Here is a 17,977-nt window from a genome sequence, read left to right on the forward strand (position 1 = left end):
AATGCAAATCCTATTTGTTGCATAGGAATCACATTTTTTGTGAAGTTTTTCATATTATTACTATGCGCAAAAAAGGAAGTTCAAATTCGAACTTCCTTTTCTTTATCGGCAAATATCAAATTTTTTTTGATACAGCCCCATTTTTATTTAAAATTTTCAATGTTAAAAGCATATTAAAAGCAAGTTAAAGGTGGTTTATTTATTGGTATTTTATTGTTAATAATACAATTTTATTATATAATTCAAAAGTATTGGTAATTACATAACAAAATATTACTAATAATTTATATATTTTCAGGGGGAAGACAAAATATTAAGAAAATAGCTTTATTAATAGCTGCTGCTGCTCTTACAGTAGGATTAGTTTCTTGTACTGGAGGAAGCGACAACGGTTCAACAGCTGGAGAAGCAACTCAAACACAAACTATAACTTATAAGGATAGTACATACAGAGGCGCATTTTACGATGCATCAGTTGTCGTAGAAATATCTTTAAAGGATAACAAAGTTGAGGCAGCAAAGTTTAGAACTATGAAGTACAAGGATGAAGATTATTTGAAATCAGAAGATGCTACAATAGTTGCATTAAAGGGACAATATGAAGACGTATTAAACCACATCGTTGGAAAAGATATTACTACAGTTGTAGATGAACTGTACACTCCAGAAAATATAACAAAAGATATAGACGGATTTACTGCAGCTACAGTAAGATCTGGAAAAATTATATCTGCTATAAATGATGCTTTAAACAGAGGTGTTTACGCTTTACCTAAAGCAGAATAGTAAAATGGATAATTACCTATCAACATTTGTTGATAGGTTTTTTTATTGCAATTTAAGTACTATAATAATAAAATATATGTTAAACATGATAAAACATTAGGAGGTCTTTAGATGGAAAGACTAGATAAGATATTAGCTAATTTAGGTTATGGAACAAGAAAAGAACTAAAGAAAATAGTTAGGAATGGAATAGTAGAAGTAAATGGAGTAGTTGCAAAAGATAGTGCAATGCAAGTTGATCCAGAAAAAGATAAGATAGTTATAAATGGAGAGGAAATTTATTATAGAGAATTTATATATTTAATGATGAATAAACCAGATGGTGTTGTTTCAGCTACATATGATAATAGAGATGAAACAGTTGTAGATTTATTAGAGGTAGAGCATCAAGTATTTGAACCATTCCCTGTAGGAAGATTAGACAAGGATACAGTTGGTTTATTATTACTAACTAATGATGGTGAATTGAATCATAGATTAATATCTCCAAAATGGAAAGTTGATAAAGTTTATTTTGCGAGAATTGATAAAGAAGTAACTGAAGCTGATATTAAGGCATTCCAAAAAGGAATCACTTTAGATGATGGTTATGTATGTAAAGAAGCGAAACTTGAAATACAAAGTGCATCAGAAGAAGGCTCAGAAGTACTTGTAACAATACAGGAAGGAAAATTCCATCAAGTTAAAAGAATGTTTGAAGCCGTAGGGAAAAAAGTAGTTTATTTAAAAAGAATAGAATTTGGTACATTAAAACTAGATGAAGAACTAGAAGAAGGCGAATATAGAGAACTTACTGAAGAGGAAATTGCAATTTTAAAAAGCTTTTAACGAATAAAAAACGCAATTACTTATATAATATTCATAATTATAGGGTGTTGTCAAGAATTTTATTTAAATTCCTTGCATTTCTTAACTTGTTTTAATATAATATTATTGCAAGGATAAATAAAAGGAATTAAATAGCCCCCTTTTTATTTATTGCTTATTGCTAAAGCGCAACCTGGCCCCAAGGGTTGCGTTTTTTTGTTGTCTAAAAAACTTTAAAAAACCACAGTTTTTTTATTTTACACAGTTTTGGTAATAATATATATTAGTTATGTTATAATATGTTAAGTTAAGTGTATTGAAGGGAGGATGTTTTGTGGATTTAAAAGCGTTATTAAATAAAGAACAGTATGAAGGTGCTATAACTATAAATGGACCTGTGCTTATACTAGCAGGAGCTGGATCAGGTAAAACTAGAGTTTTAACATATAGAATGGCACATATGATAGAAGATTTAAGAATTCAGCCATATAAAATATTAGCTATAACATTTACTAATAAGGCTGCTAAAGAGATGCAGGAAAGAGTTAAATCTATCATAGGTGATAGAGCTGATGATATGTGGATTTCTACATTTCACTCGACTTGTGTAAGAATTTTAAGAAGAGAAATAGAAAAAATAGGATATAAGAAGAATTTTACTATATATGATACATCAGATCAAAAGGTGCTTCTAAAAGAATGTATAAAATCACTTCAAATAAATGATAAAGAAATTACAGAGCAAGAAATAATGGGTAAGATAGGTAGAGCTAAGGATAATATGAAAAGCCCAGATAGCTACTACAGAGAACATGAATCTAATTATAGAGAAAAGAAGATAGCAGAAGTTTATAGGATGTACCAAAAGAGATTAAAGGAAAATAATGCTTTAGATTTTGATGATCTTATAATGAAAACTGTAGAGCTTTTTAAGAAAGATCCTGAAACATTAGAATTCTACCAAAGAAAATTCGAATATATAATGGTAGATGAATATCAGGATACAAATGGTGTTCAGTATGAATTTGTAAGATTACTTGCTGAAAAACATAGAAATATCTGCGTTGTAGGAGATGATGACCAATGTATCTACCAATGGAGAGGTGCAGATATAAAAAATATCTTAGGATTTGAAAAAGATTATCCTGATGCTAAAGTTATTAAACTTGAACAAAACTATAGATCAAAAGGTAATATATTAGATGCAGCTAATGTTGTTATAGTTAATAATGCGAATAGAAAAAGTAAAGCATTAAGAACTGAACAAGAAGCTGGTGGAAAGATAAAGATTTATAGAGCTTATTCAGATGGAGATGAAGGAGCTTTCGTTGCAAATCAAATTAAAAAGATTAGTGATGATGAGGGTAGAAGATATGATGAATTTGCAATACTTTATAGAACTAATGCACAATCACGTATTTTTGAAGAAAGTTTAAGAAGAGCAGCTATCCCTTATAAAATTATCGGTGGAACTAAGTTCTATGATAGAAAAGAAATTAAAGATATGTTAGCGTATCTTAAAGCATTAGTTAATCCAGAAGATAGTGTTTCTTTAAAAAGAATTATAAATGTTCCTAAGAGGGGAATAGGAGATGCAACTATTCAAAAAATAACTGATTTTGCTAATGATTATGATATAGGGCTTTATGATGCATTAAGTCAAGTAAGAACTATTCCTACTTTAACAGCTAGAAACTGTGGTGGAATAGAAAAGTTCATGGATATGATGGATAACTTAATGGTATTAAGTGAAACTATACCTGTTTCTACATTAATAGAAACTATTCTTAAAGATACTGGTTATATGAAGGAACTTGAAAATTCAAAAGAAATTGAAGATAAGAGTAGAATTGAAAACTTAAAGGAACTTGTATCTGATGCTGTTGATTTTGAGAGAACAAGTGAAGATAAATCTTTATCAGCATATTTAGAGAAGGTATCTCTTGTCCAAGATACAGATAAGCTAGAGGATGTAGATGCTGATGGTGGAACAGTTGTACTTATGACTGTTCATAGTGCAAAGGGATTAGAGTTCCCTGTAGTATTTATGGTAGGAATGGAGAATGGTATATTCCCAGGACCATCATCATTTGATTCAGAATCAGAAATGGAAGAGTCAAGAAGACTTTGTTATGTTGGAATAACAAGAGCTAAAGAAAGTTTATATATGACTTCAGCTGAAGTAAGAAGAGTATTTGGTAGAACGGTGGCATATCCTCAATCTGACTTCATTTCTGAAATAAAATCAGACTTAAGAGAATATGTAAGCGCTAGTGGAGAAGTTAAAGGAGAAACAAATACTACTTCAAGACCTGGGTATGGAACAGGATATAACAATAATCCTCATAGTTTAAAGGGAAGTTATGTACCATTCCAAAATAATAGATTTGCATCTAAAACAGCAGCAACTGTACCAAATTCAGTTTCTGCTTCATCAAGTACATCAGAGTTAACTTTAGGAAGAAAAGTTAAGCATGAGAAATTTGGGGTTGGAACTATAGTATCAGTTTCAGATATTGATGGAAAGAAAAAGTTAACGATAGCATTTAATAACCAAGGGGTTAAAATGCTTATGGTTCCACCGGCAAACTTAGAAGTTTTATAGTAACTGAATTAGTAAACTTAATAGGAGGATATATGGATAAGAAGTTACGTATAGAAGAATTAGTAGAGAAGTTAAATAGATATGCTTATGAGTATTATTCTTTAGATAAGCCAAGTGTAACAGATAAAGAGTACGATATTTTATATGATGAATTAAAAGCTTTAGAAGAAGAATTAGGATATGTACTTCCATATTCACCTACTCAAAGAGTTGGAGATGTTGTTTTAGAAGGCTTTAGCAAATATACTCATAAAGCAAGACTTTGGAGTTTAGATAAAGCTCAAAGCTTTGATGAAATAATTGATTGGCATAATAGAAATGTAAAGTTTGTTCAAGAAATGAATTCTAGAGGTGAAACTCTACCTCCTTTAAAATATATAGTTACAAAGAAATTTGATGGATTAACTATTAATCTTACCTATAATGAAGAGGGAATATTAGATGTAGCAGCTACTAGAGGTACTGGTGAAACAGGGGAAAATGTAACTGCTCAAGTTAAAACTATAAAATCTATTCCTTTAAAAATAGATAGTAACTCAGTATTTGAAATTCACGGTGAAGCTATAATGACTCAAGAAGCTTTTGATAAATATAATAAAACTTCTGAAGTTCCTCTAAAAAACCTTAGAAATGGTGCAGCAGGGGCATTAAGAAATTTAAATGTAAAAGAGACTGCTAGAAGAAATTTATCAGCATTTTTCTATGATGTAGGATATAAAGAAGGGGAAGGCTTTAAGACATATGAGGAAATGCTTGCTTTTATAAAAGAAAAAGGATTCCCAATGGATGATTATATTAAAGCGTGTACAACGTTAGAGGAACTTCAAAATGAAATAAAGTATATTGAAGAAATAAGATTTGACCTTAATTATGATATAGATGGAGTAGTAATAGCTATTGATGATATGAGAACTAGAGAACTTTTAGGGTATACTGTAAAATTCCCTAAATGGGCAATAGCTTATAAGTTTGAAGCACAAGAGGCAACAACTAAGCTTTTAGATGTTGAGTGGAATGTTGGAAGAAGTGGAAGAGTTGGTCCTACAGCTATATTAGAGCCTGTTGAATTAGCAGGAGTAACTGTAAAAAGAGCTACTCTTAATAACATGGATGATATAAGAAGAAAAGGTGTTAAAATAGGCGCTGATGTATTTGTAAGAAGAAGTAACGATGTTATTCCAGAAATAATGGGAGTTGTTGAATCTACTTTAGAAGGTGCAATAGATATTAATGTACCAGAAACGTGCCCTTCGTGTGGTAGTCATTTAGTATTAGATGGGGCACATTATTTCTGTGAAAATACTTTATCTTGTAAGCCACAAATGGTTAAGAGTATAGTTCATTTTGCATCAAGAGAAGCTATGAATATAGAAGGATTTTCAGAAAAAACTGCTGAACAATTATTTGAAAAGCTTGAAATAAGATCTATAGCAGATTTATATAAATTGAATAAAGATGATTTAATAACTTTAGAAAAGTTTGGACCTAAAAAGGCACAAAACCTTTTAGATGCTGTTGAAAGAAGTAAAAATCCAGAGTTGTATAGATTTATATATGCGTTAGGAATTCCTAATGTTGGAGTTAAAACTGCAAAAGACTTAGTAAACACATTTAAATCTTTAGATGGATTAAAGGAAGCTACTTTTGAACAGCTAGTTGGAGTTAACGATGTTGGTGATATAGTAGCTAGATGTGTATTAGAATTCTTTAAAGAAGAAAAAGTAATTAATACTATAGATGAACTATTTAATTTAGGTGTGAATCCATGGTATGAAGAAAAAGAAGTTAAAGAAAGTGCATTTAGTGGAAAAACTGTAGTTGTTACAGGAACTCTAACTAAATACTCTAGGGGAGAAATAAAAGAAAAACTAGAAAGCTTGGGAGCTAAAGTGTCTGGTAGTGTTAGTAAGAAAACAGATTACGTAATAGCTGGAGAAGAAGCAGGGTCAAAGCTTACTAAAGCAAATGAACTTGGAATAAAAGTACTAAGTGAAGATGATTTTGAATCTATGATATAAAATAATGAAAAATTAAAAATGGCAAATGGCAAATTGAGGATGAAACTAGTACCTAGTTTTTTAAGATAGAATTATGGAATTGAGTTCTATCTTAAATTCTTCAAATTCAGGTTTCTGAATTTGTTCCTTAACTTGCCATTTGCCATTATCCATTTGCAATTATATTAAGCGTTATCCATCTTAATAACATTGTTTGTTGAGTCTAAATTATTATTATCCAAAAAAGAATCATCAAAATCAAAATCTAATGAATCTAATACACTCTCATCATTACTTAAGTTTAGTGAGGATATACTTTTATTTATTTTATCTAATAGATAGTTATTAATTCTTTGATTTTTGTACATCTTTAGGAAAATAATAAATGACCATATGCCGATAAACATAAATGATAACATAAATAAAATTCCTACGATATAAAATATCATTTGAATTATTTGTAAAGCTACAGACATATTATCACACCTCCTAAAATCATTATATCATATAAATATACCCTTTATTAACAATAAAAATTCCTAAATAGTATATAAATTACATAAATTGATTATATTGAATAATATTGGATATAATTATATGTATATAGATATTGAAAGGAGAGTAAATTTGAAGAAAATTTTTGTAGTATTAGGATTATTTGTAGTATCTATAGTATTTTTACTAGGATTTATAGATAAAAGTCCAACTAAGCAAGTTAGAAGTGAAGCAGATATAGTTTACTCTATTAATAATATACCAAGTAATTTTGTAACTGTTGGCTCATTAAGTAAAAGAGAACAAGATATTATATGTGCTGTTAGTAAAGGACTAGTAGAATTAGATACAAATGGGGAATTAGTTCCTGCGTTAGCAGATAGTGTAGATATAAGAGATAATGGAATTGAATATGATTTTAAGATAAGAGATGATGTTTATTGGAGTGATGGTACTAAAATAACTCCTTCGGATATAGCTGAATTTTTTAGAGAAGTTATTACTTTAGAAGCAGAAGAGGATATAGAACCACTATTAAATGTCTTTGGAGTTATAGATTATAGGAATGGAAATAAATCATTTAGCAATGGTGTTGGTATTACTGCAACAGATACTAATTTAATACTTAGGCTTAACTCTCAAGATTCAAATTTCTTAAATGAATTAACTAAACCACAATATAGATTAAGAAAAAGCGTAATACTTTGGGAAGAAATAGGGAATAATTACACAACTATTCCGTATAGCGGTAATTACTCTATAGCAGATATAAACTCATTAAATGAAATAACACTAAAAAGAAATAATACAGCAGATTCGAGTTTAGCAAAAACAATTCATATGGTTAATGATGATAGCGAAGATTTAGCTTTAGCTGCATTTGAAATAGGGCAAAGGGATATAGTTCTAAATCCACCTAAAAGTCAATTGAACAGACTTTCTAAGGAGGGTAAGTTAGTAAGTATTCCTTCAAGTAAATCTGTATATTTAGCTTTTAATAAAAATAATATTTTATCAATTGATGATAGAAAAGAGATATATAGACTAATAACTAAAGCTTTAGAGGATTATGAATCAGATAATAAATCATTGATTAAACTGGCAGACGGAAGTTACTTTAGAGATGAAGAACAGGATTTATCTAAACTTCAAGATAGAAAAGTAATGAGTAGCTTAGGTGAAGAAGCTGAAATACCAGAAGTAATATATATAGCTTGTGAAGAAAGTTTGTTAAATAAAGAAATGGTAGACTATATATCTAATTGGTTTGCTGAAAATACAGATATAACATTAGTAGGATCTTTATTAAGAGAAGAAATTACAAGTGATATTTCTTATTATGATATGGCAATTTTAAATTTAAATGCTGATTATAGTGATAAAAGTGAGTTTTATAAAGTTATATCACCATACATTTCAGAAGAATTAGCAGAAAAGGTTAGCATTTCTAATACTGTAGAAGAGGAAAAAGAAATATTAACACAAATAGAAGATAATTTATTTGAAAACTATTCAGTATTACCTTTGATTTTTTATAATGATAATATCGCAGTTAATACAAGCATAGAAAATATAAGTTTAGATGGAAATGGAAATTTAAAATTCGAGATAATAAAAAAATAAGACCAGTTGGTCTTATTTTTTTATTACTAATTTTATTATTGGTCAGTTATTTCTAGATTTTCTGAAGTAGTTTCATTTTCTTCAGATGGAATACTACTAGTTATATTTAAAGGTGTTGATTCAACAGAAGAGTTAGACTCATTACTTTGTGTTGGAGCAACACTATCTATATAGTTAATCTCAACATCTGAAGAGTTAGAAGTAGAATCCTTTAATATTTCTGGAATTGATTCGGCTTCGTTGTCTAGGTTAACTCTATCAAGAGCTAGGTTGTTTATAAAATCATCTTTAAATAGATGTATAAATAGATAGAAGATTAAAAAATTTCTACTACTATCAAATGAATTCTTATTTACTGAAAAAGAATTTTTTCTTTTATTATAGGTGATATATTTATTAAACACTGGTGCCATACCAGAGCTACTAGGGGTTGGCACATTAGGCATTCTAAAAAAGCTTTCATCTAGCATATCTTTTGATACTAGTGATAATCCCCTATAACGCTCATAGTCATCTAATGTAGGAGCTTCTGGCCAACTTGTTACTAATCCAGAGTTTGTTATATATTTTTTATATATAGAAGAAATTAAATTTTTATATTCACCTCTAGAGTTATCTTCTAATATAAAAGCTAATAAATAGAAGATTATATCATATGATGAATATTTAATTTCTTTCTTTGATGATAGTTTATAGAAACATTCGTTTTCTTCATCATACAAAGAGTATAGTTTATTAATAATAGCTTTAGATTTATCTTTAAAAGCTATTATATTGGTATGTTTATATGAGAGAGCTAAAACTATAGAGCATAATGCAGCAGTATCTAAAGAGTTTATATAGTAGTCCTTATCATCAAATTTATTCATAGTATAATCAGAAATATCAGCTATCAATGTTTGAAGATTTTCTAGAGGACAATAGCTATATAATATGTTGAATGCTAATAATATTTTACAAAGTTCATCTAGAGAACATTCATATATGTTTTCTTTATAATCTAAAAACATTTGAAGAATCTCTAAAGAAAATGTTTCGTAATCTTTAGATGAAGCATCATTCTTATTTTTATAAGAATATAGATAGTAAGCTAACATCATAAATGCTTGATCAGAGAATTTAAATTTTTTATCTTTATCAACTAAGTTAAAGTTTTTAGAGTTATTTTCAAACATATTCTTTTTGTCTGTAAATACTCCTTCAGAGTTTCTAAGATTTTCAGAATAGAATTGTAATTGTTCTTTTGTGAGAGAATTATATATTTCATATATAGAATAAGTACTTCTCTCTATGTTTTCAAAGCTATGATAATAATCTAGTAATTCAAGTAAGCATAATGTCATAAGTGCATTTGTTGAAGGATTTATTTCTTTTTTAAAAGTATCCTCATCGAAGCCGTTAGAATTTTTACTGTGGATAAAGTTTGGAGAGGCTTTTCTATACACACATAATAGTGGAGAAAAATTATTCATTGTGTTAATATCAAATGAGGGACTTAAATTTTTAAAGTTTTTTATTGATGAAACTAAACCACATTTCGATTCTAAAACAATAGTTTTTACAGCTTCTTTAGATAAATAGAATAGTTGTGAGTTTATTTCTTCTTGGCGTAAACTATTCATTCTAAAAAATGGACCAATATATTTCAAAATTTTCACCTCTTATAATAATCCTTATATTAATAATATGAGATAACTTTTAAAATAGTTCACTTTTTTTGAAAAAGCAATAATTTTAGGACGTATAAGAGGTATAATGAGGCTATATAAATTAGGATAATATAAAAAATTACAGTTAAATTTTACATTAACAGTATATATATATTAAAATTGGAGGAGATATTATGAGAAGTGATAATCGTAAGAACAATAATGTTAGACACACTAAAATAACTAGAAACTATATAAAGCATGCTGAAGGATCAGTATTAATAGAGGTAGGAGATACAAAAGTTATATGTACTGCATCAATTGAAGATAAAGTACCTCCTTTTTTAAAAGGTACAGGAGAAGGGTGGATAACAGCTGAATATAATATGTTACCAAGATCTACTGCCACTAGAAAAGTAAGAGATATTGCAAGATTAAAGCAAGATGGAAGAACTATGGAGATACAAAGGTTAATAGGAAGAGCATTAAGATCAGTAGTTGATTTAAAGGCTTTAGGAGAAAAGACTATTTGGATAGATTGTGATGTTATTCAAGCAGATGGAGGAACAAGAACTACTTCTATCACAGGAGCTTTTGTTGCTTTAGTAGATGCAATAAATAAGCTTCATAGAATTAAACCTTTTAAAGTATATCCAATAAGAGAGTTTGTTTGTGCAACTAGCGTAGGAATAGTAAATGGAGAAAAGATGATTGATTTATGCTATGAAGAGGATTCAAGTGCACAAGTTGATATGAATATAGTTGGAACTGGAAGTGGAGAGTTTGTAGAAATTCAAGGAACTGGTGAAGAAGCTCCATTTTCAAGAAAAGATTTAAATGAACTTTTAGATTTAGGAGAAAAGGGAATAAAGCAAATAATTCAAATTCAAAAGGAAACTTTAAAAATGGATGCTTTATGGATAGGAACAGGAGAATCAAAGTAATGAAGAAATTAATTATAGCTAGTAATAATAAGAAGAAAATAAAAGAGCTAAAAGCTATAGTAGAAAATCTAGGGTGGGATGTAAAGTCTTTAGCAGATGAAAATATAGATATAGAAGTAGAAGAAGATGGATTAACATTTGAAGCAAATGCAGAAAAGAAAGCAAGAGAAATATATGACTTTTTAATCAAAAGAGGAGATAAGAATTTTGCTGTTTTATCTGACGATTCTGGATTAGAGGTAGACTGCTTAAATGGTGCACCAGGAGTTTACTCAGCAAGATATGCAGGAGAACATGGAAATGATGCTGCTAATAATAAAAAGTTATTAGAAGAGCTAAAGAATGTTAAAGGCGAAGATAGAAGAGGTAGATTCGTTTGTGCTATAGCGTTAATAGATACTAATGGAAATAGTAATATTGTTAGAGGAACTGTTGAAGGGCTAATAAAGGAAGAACTAAATGGAGAAGGTGGATTTGGATATGATCCATTATTCTACTATGAACCTGCAAACATGACATTTGCTGAATTAGAAGCAAGTGAAAAAAATAAGATTTCTCATAGAGCAAATGCACTTAAAAAGATAGAAGAATATTTAAAATAAAGTGCGAGCTAAGGCTCGCAAGTGAAAAGTCGACTTTGTCGAAGTGAAAGGCTACTACGTAGTGGTGAAAAGTTAACTACGTTAAGGGGAAAATGCTACTATAAGTAGCAGAGAAAAGCATTTTATCTAATTAGAGATCTTTTCCTTATTGCCATAGGCAATATTTTCTCCTCAGCTTTAGCTGACTTTTCCTCTTTGACGAAGTCAAACTTTTCACCAAAGTGCCTCGCATTTTATTTCAATTGTAACTATATAACTATAAATTTTAAGGGGTGTTTATATGTTAATTGCTGTTATTAGCGATTCTCATAATAATGATAGAGCTATAAATGAAGTTAAGAATTATATAAAGAATGCAGATGTTTTATTATTTTTAGGAGATGGAGAAAGTGATATAGCTAAAATCACTGAAGGGTTTAAAGGTGAAGTGTATTCAGTAAGTGGTAATTGTGACTTCTTAGGCAAAAGTCCTAATGAAAGAATAATAGAATTAGATGGAATAAAGATATTTATGTGTCATGGTCATGCTTATAATGTTAAATTTGGATACGATAATATATATTATAGAGGATTATCATTAGGAGTTAATATAGTTCTATTTGGTCATTCGCATATACCGATAGTAGAGAAGCATAATGATATATGTTTAATGAATCCAGGGAGTATTTCTCATGGAGCATGTATGGCGAAGCGATCATTAGGGTATATTGAAATTAAAGAGGGAAAAATAGCACAAATATATACTAAAGAAATAAAAAACAGATAAAAATAAAAAAAATGAAAAAAAGGTATTGACGTTTTAAAAATCATATTGTAGAATAATCCTTGTCGTCGCGAGATGATAAAGCTCTTCGGGGTGTGGCGCAGATGGGAGCGCGCGTGGTTTGGGACCATGAGGTCGCAGGTTCAATCCCTGTCACCCCGACCAATTTAGTTTTAAAACTTAAAAAAAGTTGTTGACTAAATTAGAGTTTTGAGTTAATATGTAACTCGGTTCTGGTTAAGAAATTAATCAGAAGAAGTTAAGTATGCGGGTATCGTATATCGGTAATACTCCAGCCTTCCAAGCTGGAAAGGTGGGTTCGATTCCCACTACCCGCTCCAAAAAAGCTTTGAAAAAAAGCTTGACAAAATAAATTGAATGTTTTAAAATAATAAACGTTCTCTGAAAAAAGTATGCGTGTTTAGCTCAGCTGGATAGAGCAACGCCCTTCTAAGGCGTGGGCCAGGAGTTCGAATCTCTTAACACGCACCATACTTCGGGGTGTGGCGCAGATGGGAGCGCGCGTGGTTTGGGACCATGAGGTCGCAGGTTCAATCCCTGTCACCCCGACCAGTTTTCAAAAAACAAAACTTAATAATAATTAAGTAAATTCAAATATGCGGGTATCGTATATCGGTAATACTCCAGCCTTCCAAGCTGGAAAGGTGGGTTCGATTCCCACTACCCGCTCCATATGCGTGTTTAGCTCAGCTGGATAGAGCAACGCCCTTCTAAGGCGTGGGCCAGGAGTTCGAATCTCTTAACACGCACCAATTATTTGCGGGTATCGTATATCGGTAATACTCCAGCCTTCCAAGCTGGAAAGGTGGGTTCGATTCCCACTACCCGCTCCATTATGGTGAACGTAGTTCAGTTGGTAGAGCGCCAGTTTGTGGCACTGGTTGTCGTGGGTTCGAGTCCCATCGTTCACCCCATACGCAGGGATATCGCCAAGCGGTAAGGCACCGCACTTTGACTGCGGTATTCGTAGGTTCAAATCCTGCTATCCCTGCCACTTACGGTTTACTAGCTCAGTCGGTAGAGCACTTGACTTTTAATCAAGGTGTCCGGGGTTCGATTCCCCGGTAAGCCACCAAATGCAGATGTGGCGAAATTGGCAGACGCACTAGACTTAGGATCTAGCGCCTTTGGCGTGGGGGTTCGACTCCCTTCATCTGCACCATATGCGAAAGTGGCTCAATGGTAGAGCGCCACCTTGCCAAGGTGGATGTTGCGGGTTCGAGTCCCGTCTTTCGCTCCAAATATGCGGGTATCGTATATCGGTAATACTCCAGCCTTCCAAGCTGGAAAGGTGGGTTCGATTCCCACTACCCGCTCCATAAGCGTGTTTAGCTCAGCTGGATAGAGCAACGCCCTTCTAAGGCGTGGGCCAGGAGTTCGAATCTCTTAACACGCACCATTTATTTGCGGGTATCGTATATCGGTAATACTCCAGCCTTCCAAGCTGGAAAGGTGGGTTCGATTCCCACTACCCGCTCCATTTTGGTGAACGTAGTTCAGTTGGTAGAGCGCCAGTTTGTGGCACTGGTTGTCGTGGGTTCGAGTCCCATCGTTCACCCCATACGCAGGGATATCGCCAAGCGGTAAGGCACCGCACTTTGACTGCGGTATTCGTAGGTTCAAATCCTGCTATCCCTGCCACTTACGGTTTACTAGCTCAGTCGGTAGAGCACTTGACTTTTAATCAAGGTGTCCGGGGTTCGATTCCCCGGTAAGCCACCAAATGCAGATGTGGCGAAATTGGCAGACGCACTAGACTTAGGATCTAGCGCCTTTGGCGTGGGGGTTCGACTCCCTTCATCTGCACCATACGCGAAAGTGGCTCAATGGTAGAGCGCCACCTTGCCAAGGTGGATGTTGCGGGTTCGAGTCCCGTCTTTCGCTCCAAATATGCGGGTATCGTATATCGGTAATACTCCAGCCTTCCAAGCTGGAAAGGTGGGTTCGATTCCCACTACCCGCTCCAAGTAAAGCAATCATGTTAATGGTTGCTTTTTTTATTATATTTAAATATTGTTTAATCAAAGTTTAGATAAATAATAGTAAATTTGTAATGAAAATAATTTAATATAATTAAATTAATATAATTATATTAATAAAAGGGAAACTATCTGAATTTTTATCAGATAGTTTCCCTTTTTTATATAGTAAAAAGATAAAATTTATTATTAGGCTAATTTATTTTCAGTTTGCTTTTTAGAATTATTTAAACGAAAATCCTTAGGAGATATACCAGCTATCTTTTTAAACATTTGACTAAAATATGATGAATTTGAAAATCCAACTATTGATGAAATATCGCGAATAGAATAATTAGTAGTAATTAATAAGTTTTTTGATTCATCTATTCTTTTATTTATAAGATAGTTTATAGGTGAAATACCCATTTCTTTAGTAAATAGATGAACAAGATGAAACTTATTAACATAAGTTAAGTTAGATAAAAAGTCTAAAGTTATATTCTCAGAGTAATGAGAGTCGATATAGTTTTTTATCTTCATACATTCTATATTTACTTTTTCAAAATTCTCAGTAATAAATATATCTGAACTAGTATTTCTCATAACTTGTATAAGAAATAAAGTTAATATACTTTTGCAAGCCAATTCATAATTAAGGTTTTTTTCTTCTAATTCCTTTATAAGCGTATTTAAATTATATAAAATTTCACTTTTTTTCTTATTAAAATTCAGTATTTTATATGTATTTAAAGAATCTTTACTATTATCTTCATTTAGAGTAGAAGGTGATATGCCGATAGCAAGATTGTTGATTGCAAATACTATATATTCTAATGGATTAGATGAGCTAACAGACCGTTCAGTATGTGAACAGTTCGGATTAATAAGAATTAAATCAGATTCTTTAACAGAAACTACTTCATCTCCTATTTGGAAAGTACCTTGTCCACTAGTTATAAAAAATATTTCGGTAAAAGGATGCATGTGAAGGGTACTATGCCAATCGTTTTCAAATTTTGATTTGCTTATATATATAAGTTCAAAGTCTAAGTCATATACATTGTTTTTAGTTAATAAATATCTTGTGTTTCCCATAAAAATACCTCTTATACGCAAGATATTATAATTATATCACAAAAAATATAAGAAAATGAAAAATGTAGAAAAAACCTATTAAAATATGTTGTCCATAATAACAATATAGTTAAATAAATCAGCAATAATATTGTTGTGAAAACAATTACTAAAAATTAAACTAGAAGTAATAAATATAGAAATCATAGTGATTATTATAAATAAAGAAATAATAAAGTATTTATTAGTGATTTTATATATTTTATTTTAAGTTGATTTAAGAAAAAATAATAATTTATGTATAAAAGGACGGGAGAGGTGCGAAATGAACAAAGGGAGAGTTACGATTCCAACAGATGATAATTTTATAAAGGAAACTTTAGAAATTGCAGAAAAATGGGGTGCTGATGGAATAAGAGATTGTGATGGATTTAAGTTACCAAGAGAAATAAAGGGGTTAGCTGAGAGAATATATTCAACATATTTTGTTGCTCGTGGAGATAATGAGTGGGCTGAAGCTAATAGAGAAGAATTACAACAAACATATTTAATGACAAAGCATCATGTTGCTGTAGAAGACAAGTTAACTATAAAAATAATGGATGGTTATTTTGCAGAGCAAGTAGAACCAGATACTTATCATGATATAAAAACTTGGTGGGAAGTTATTGATAGAACTACCAACGAAGTAGTACCTACAGAAAATTGGACATATAGTGAAGAAACTGGCGAAGTAGAAATAAACAATGTTAGTAAATGGCATGAATATACAGTGTCCTTCTTAGCTTATTGCATTTGGGATCCAACACAAATGTATAATCATATAACTAACAATTGGGGAGACAAGCCTCATGAAATGCCATTTGATGCAAGAAAGCCAAAGACTAATAAACACATAATAGAAGCTATGCATAATTGGTTAGATGAACATCCAGAATCGAATGTAGTAAGATTTACAACTTTCTTCTATCATTTTACTTTAGTATTTAATGACTTAGCTAAAGAAAAATTTGTTGATTGGTTTGGATATAGTTCAAGTGTTAGTCCAGAAGCTTTAGATGAATTTGAAAAAGTAAAAGGATATAGATTAAGACCAGAAGATATTATAGACCAAGGTTATTATAATTCTCCATTTAGAATTCCTTCTAAGGCATTTTTAGATTATATAGATTTCCAACAACAATTCGTAGCTGAAAATGTTAAGAAGTTAGTTGATGTAGTTCATGAAGCTGGAAGAGAAGCTATGATGTTCTTAGGAGATAACTGGATTGGAACTGAGCCATATGGAAAGTACTTTGAAAGTATAGGACTAGATGGAGTAGTTGGTTCTGTTGGTGGGGGAGCTACTTTAAGAATGATTTCAGATATTCCTGGAGTTAAGTATACTGAAGGAAGATTCTTACCATACTTCTTCCCTGATACATTCTATGAAGGAAATGATCCAACTATAGAGGCTAGAGATAATTGGATAACTGCACGTAGGGCTATTATGAGAAAACCAGTAGATAGAATTGGATATGGTGGATATTTATCTTTAGCTTATAAATTCCCTAAATTTATTGAGTACATCGAATCTGTATGTGATGAGTTTAGAGAAATATATGATAATATAGATAATTCTAAACCATACTGTGGATTAAAAGTTGGAGTGTTAAATTGTTTTGGTAAATTAAGAAGTTGGCAAACTCATATGGTTGCACATGCATTATGGTATAAGCAAATATATACTTATCTTGGAATTATAGAATCACTAAGTGGAATGAGCTTAGATGTAGAGTTTATAAGCTTTGATGATATAAAAGCAAATGGTGTTCCAAGTGATATAGATGTGATTATAAATGCTGGTGATGCAGGTACATCATTCAGTGGTGGAGAAAAGTGGTTAGATAAAGAAATTGTAACTGCTTTAAGAGGATGGATTTATAATGGAGGAGGATTTGTTGGTATTGGTGAACCTTCAGCAGTATTAGAGGGAGGACACTTCTTCCAACTTGCAGAAGCATTAGGTGTTGATAAAGAATTAGGATTCTCATTAAGCACAGATAAATACTTCAAGACTCCTGTAGAGAAACACTTTATAACTGAAGATGTAGTTGAGCCGTTTGATTTTGGAGAAGGTCAAAAGAATGTTTACTCTAAGAGCAAGGATACAGAAATTATATGCTATGAAAATGGAGATCTTTTAATGTCTGCTAACAGATATGGAAAAGGTAGAGCTGTTTATATAGCAGGATTGCCATACTCAATTCAAAATACACGTATTCTTATGAGAAGTTGTTTCTATGCAGCAGGAAAAGAAGATGATATGAAAAAATGGTATGCAGATAATTTAAATTGTGAAGTATCAGCTTACTTAGAAACAAAAAAATATGCAGTTGTTAATAATTCAAATGAAGAGCAAACTACTTTAGTTTATGATGGAAACGGAAGTTCGGTTGAGATGACATTAGCTCCATGTGAAATAAAATGGATTAATATGATATAATTGTTGGAATAAACCTCTGGATATATTATCCAGAGGTTAAATTAAAAGAATCTGTTAAGTTGATATGAAAAAATAGCTTGATTTTTCATAGAATTGCTCGCTCTTTGAAAATTATATAAGTTTGAATTTTTTATTGTATGGTAAACAAACCTACAATAAAATTGA

Annotated in this window: 12 protein-coding genes and 21 tRNA genes; 30 read left to right on the forward strand and 3 right to left on the reverse strand. The window is 31.1% G+C overall.

Translation table 11 applies throughout. The annotated features are described in order from the left end of the window. Positions 1-426 precede the first annotated feature (426 nt). The 4 genes from H8S10_RS18005 to ligA all read left to right on the forward strand — a co-directional run bounded on the left by H8S10_RS18005 (position 427) and on the right by ligA (position 6,216). Positions 427-786, forward strand: coding sequence for an FMN-binding protein (locus H8S10_RS18005; RefSeq protein WP_347707684.1), 360 nt, complete (start codon positions 427-429; stop codon positions 784-786). A 111-nt stretch (positions 787-897) separates the two neighbouring features. Further along, positions 898-1,614, forward strand: coding sequence for a pseudouridine synthase (locus H8S10_RS15865; protein ID WP_055266536.1), 717 nt, complete (start codon positions 898-900; stop codon positions 1,612-1,614). 313 nt (positions 1,615-1,927) lie between these two features. Beyond that, entirely contained in the window at positions 1,928-4,198 is a 2,271-nt protein-coding gene (pcrA, locus tag H8S10_RS15870; protein ID WP_186839539.1) for a DNA helicase PcrA, read from the forward strand. Positions 4,199-4,230: 32 nt separating this feature from the next. Then, positions 4,231-6,216: an NAD-dependent DNA ligase LigA gene (gene ligA, locus H8S10_RS15875; protein ID WP_055266532.1), complete on the forward strand. Its 1,986-nt coding sequence runs from the start codon at positions 4,231-4,233 to the stop codon at positions 6,214-6,216. 164 nt (positions 6,217-6,380) lie between these two features. Here the strand turns inward: ligA and H8S10_RS15880 are convergent, their stop codons facing one another. Further along, a complete protein-coding gene (locus tag H8S10_RS15880) occupies positions 6,381-6,671 on the reverse strand; it encodes a hypothetical protein (RefSeq protein ID WP_055266530.1) in 291 nt (96 codons plus the stop codon). Between the two features lie 151 nt (positions 6,672-6,822). On the opposite strand from H8S10_RS15880, the gene H8S10_RS15885 reads away from it, so the two are divergent. Next, the gene (locus H8S10_RS15885; RefSeq protein WP_186839540.1) at positions 6,823-8,313 is read left to right on the forward strand and encodes an ABC transporter substrate-binding protein; all 1,491 of its coding nucleotides are present in this window, start codon (positions 6,823-6,825) and stop codon (positions 8,311-8,313) included. A 35-nt stretch (positions 8,314-8,348) separates the two neighbouring features. Here H8S10_RS15885 and H8S10_RS15890 read toward each other — a convergent pair whose 3' ends face one another. Then, positions 8,349-9,962: a hypothetical protein gene (locus tag H8S10_RS15890; protein WP_186839541.1), complete on the reverse strand. Its 1,614-nt coding sequence runs from the start codon at positions 9,960-9,962 to the stop codon at positions 8,349-8,351. Positions 9,963-10,156: 194 nt separating this feature from the next. Between H8S10_RS15890 and rph the strand changes: the two genes are divergently transcribed. The 24 genes from rph (at position 10,157) to H8S10_RS16010 (ending at position 14,258) form a co-directional block, all read left to right on the forward strand. Next, on the forward strand, positions 10,157-10,906 hold the full coding sequence (rph, locus tag H8S10_RS15895; protein ID WP_055266524.1) for a ribonuclease PH: 750 nt from the start codon (positions 10,157-10,159) through the stop codon (positions 10,904-10,906). Then, positions 10,906-11,508 (forward strand): XTP/dITP diphosphatase, encoded by a 603-nt coding sequence (locus H8S10_RS15900; protein WP_186839542.1) that lies wholly within the window; start codon positions 10,906-10,908, stop codon positions 11,506-11,508. The genes rph and H8S10_RS15900 overlap by 1 nt, the downstream gene beginning before the upstream one ends. Positions 11,509-11,788: 280 nt before the next feature. Beyond that, positions 11,789-12,274: a metallophosphoesterase gene (locus tag H8S10_RS15905; RefSeq protein ID WP_186839543.1), complete on the forward strand. Its 486-nt coding sequence runs from the start codon at positions 11,789-11,791 to the stop codon at positions 12,272-12,274. Positions 12,275-12,360: 86 nt separating this feature from the next. Beyond that, a tRNA-Pro gene (locus H8S10_RS15910) sits at positions 12,361-12,436 on the forward strand. A 102-nt stretch (positions 12,437-12,538) separates the two neighbouring features. Further along, a tRNA-Gly gene (locus tag H8S10_RS15915) sits at positions 12,539-12,612 on the forward strand. A 74-nt stretch (positions 12,613-12,686) separates the two neighbouring features. Beyond that, positions 12,687-12,763 (forward strand) — tRNA-Arg (locus H8S10_RS15920). A gap of 5 nt (positions 12,764-12,768) precedes the next feature. Beyond that, positions 12,769-12,844: transfer RNA gene (locus H8S10_RS15925), tRNA-Pro, on the forward strand. A gap of 46 nt (positions 12,845-12,890) precedes the next feature. Then, positions 12,891-12,964, forward strand: a tRNA-Gly gene (locus H8S10_RS15930). 3 nt (positions 12,965-12,967) lie between these two features. Continuing rightward, positions 12,968-13,044: transfer RNA gene (locus H8S10_RS15935), tRNA-Arg, on the forward strand. A 7-nt stretch (positions 13,045-13,051) separates the two neighbouring features. Further along, positions 13,052-13,125 (forward strand) — tRNA-Gly (locus H8S10_RS15940). Positions 13,126-13,130: 5 nt separating this feature from the next. Continuing rightward, positions 13,131-13,206, forward strand: a tRNA-His gene (locus H8S10_RS15945). A 5-nt stretch (positions 13,207-13,211) separates the two neighbouring features. Beyond that, a tRNA-Gln gene (locus H8S10_RS15950) sits at positions 13,212-13,286 on the forward strand. 5 nt (positions 13,287-13,291) lie between these two features. Beyond that, positions 13,292-13,367, forward strand: a tRNA-Lys gene (locus tag H8S10_RS15955). Between the two features lie 3 nt (positions 13,368-13,370). Beyond that, positions 13,371-13,454: transfer RNA gene (locus H8S10_RS15960), tRNA-Leu, on the forward strand. A gap of 3 nt (positions 13,455-13,457) precedes the next feature. Next, positions 13,458-13,532 (forward strand) — tRNA-Gly (locus tag H8S10_RS15965). Between the two features lie 5 nt (positions 13,533-13,537). Beyond that, positions 13,538-13,611, forward strand: a tRNA-Gly gene (locus H8S10_RS15970). A 3-nt stretch (positions 13,612-13,614) separates the two neighbouring features. Further along, positions 13,615-13,691, forward strand: a tRNA-Arg gene (locus H8S10_RS15975). Between the two features lie 7 nt (positions 13,692-13,698). Then, a tRNA-Gly gene (locus H8S10_RS15980) sits at positions 13,699-13,772 on the forward strand. Positions 13,773-13,777: 5 nt separating this feature from the next. Next, positions 13,778-13,853: transfer RNA gene (locus tag H8S10_RS15985), tRNA-His, on the forward strand. Between the two features lie 5 nt (positions 13,854-13,858). Then, positions 13,859-13,933 (forward strand) — tRNA-Gln (locus H8S10_RS15990). A 5-nt stretch (positions 13,934-13,938) separates the two neighbouring features. Then, positions 13,939-14,014 (forward strand) — tRNA-Lys (locus tag H8S10_RS15995). 3 nt (positions 14,015-14,017) lie between these two features. Further along, positions 14,018-14,101: transfer RNA gene (locus H8S10_RS16000), tRNA-Leu, on the forward strand. 3 nt (positions 14,102-14,104) lie between these two features. Then, positions 14,105-14,179, forward strand: a tRNA-Gly gene (locus tag H8S10_RS16005). A 5-nt stretch (positions 14,180-14,184) separates the two neighbouring features. After that, positions 14,185-14,258, forward strand: a tRNA-Gly gene (locus H8S10_RS16010). A gap of 202 nt (positions 14,259-14,460) precedes the next feature. Here the strand turns inward: H8S10_RS16010 and H8S10_RS16015 are convergent. Next, positions 14,461-15,348, reverse strand: coding sequence for a helix-turn-helix domain-containing protein (locus H8S10_RS16015; protein ID WP_186839544.1), 888 nt, complete (start codon positions 15,346-15,348; stop codon positions 14,461-14,463). Positions 15,349-15,652: 304 nt separating this feature from the next. Here H8S10_RS16015 and gnpA point away from each other — a divergent pair, with 304 nt between their 5' ends. After that, a complete protein-coding gene (gene gnpA, locus H8S10_RS16020) occupies positions 15,653-17,812 on the forward strand; it encodes a 1,3-beta-galactosyl-N-acetylhexosamine phosphorylase (protein ID WP_186839545.1) in 2,160 nt (719 codons plus the stop codon). The last annotated feature ends 165 nt before the right edge of the window (positions 17,813-17,977 follow it).

It is taken from the genome of Clostridium sp. NSJ-49, from assembly GCF_014287725.1.
In the GTDB taxonomy this organism is placed as follows: Bacteria; Bacillota; Clostridia; order Clostridiales; family Clostridiaceae; genus Clostridium; species Clostridium disporicum_B.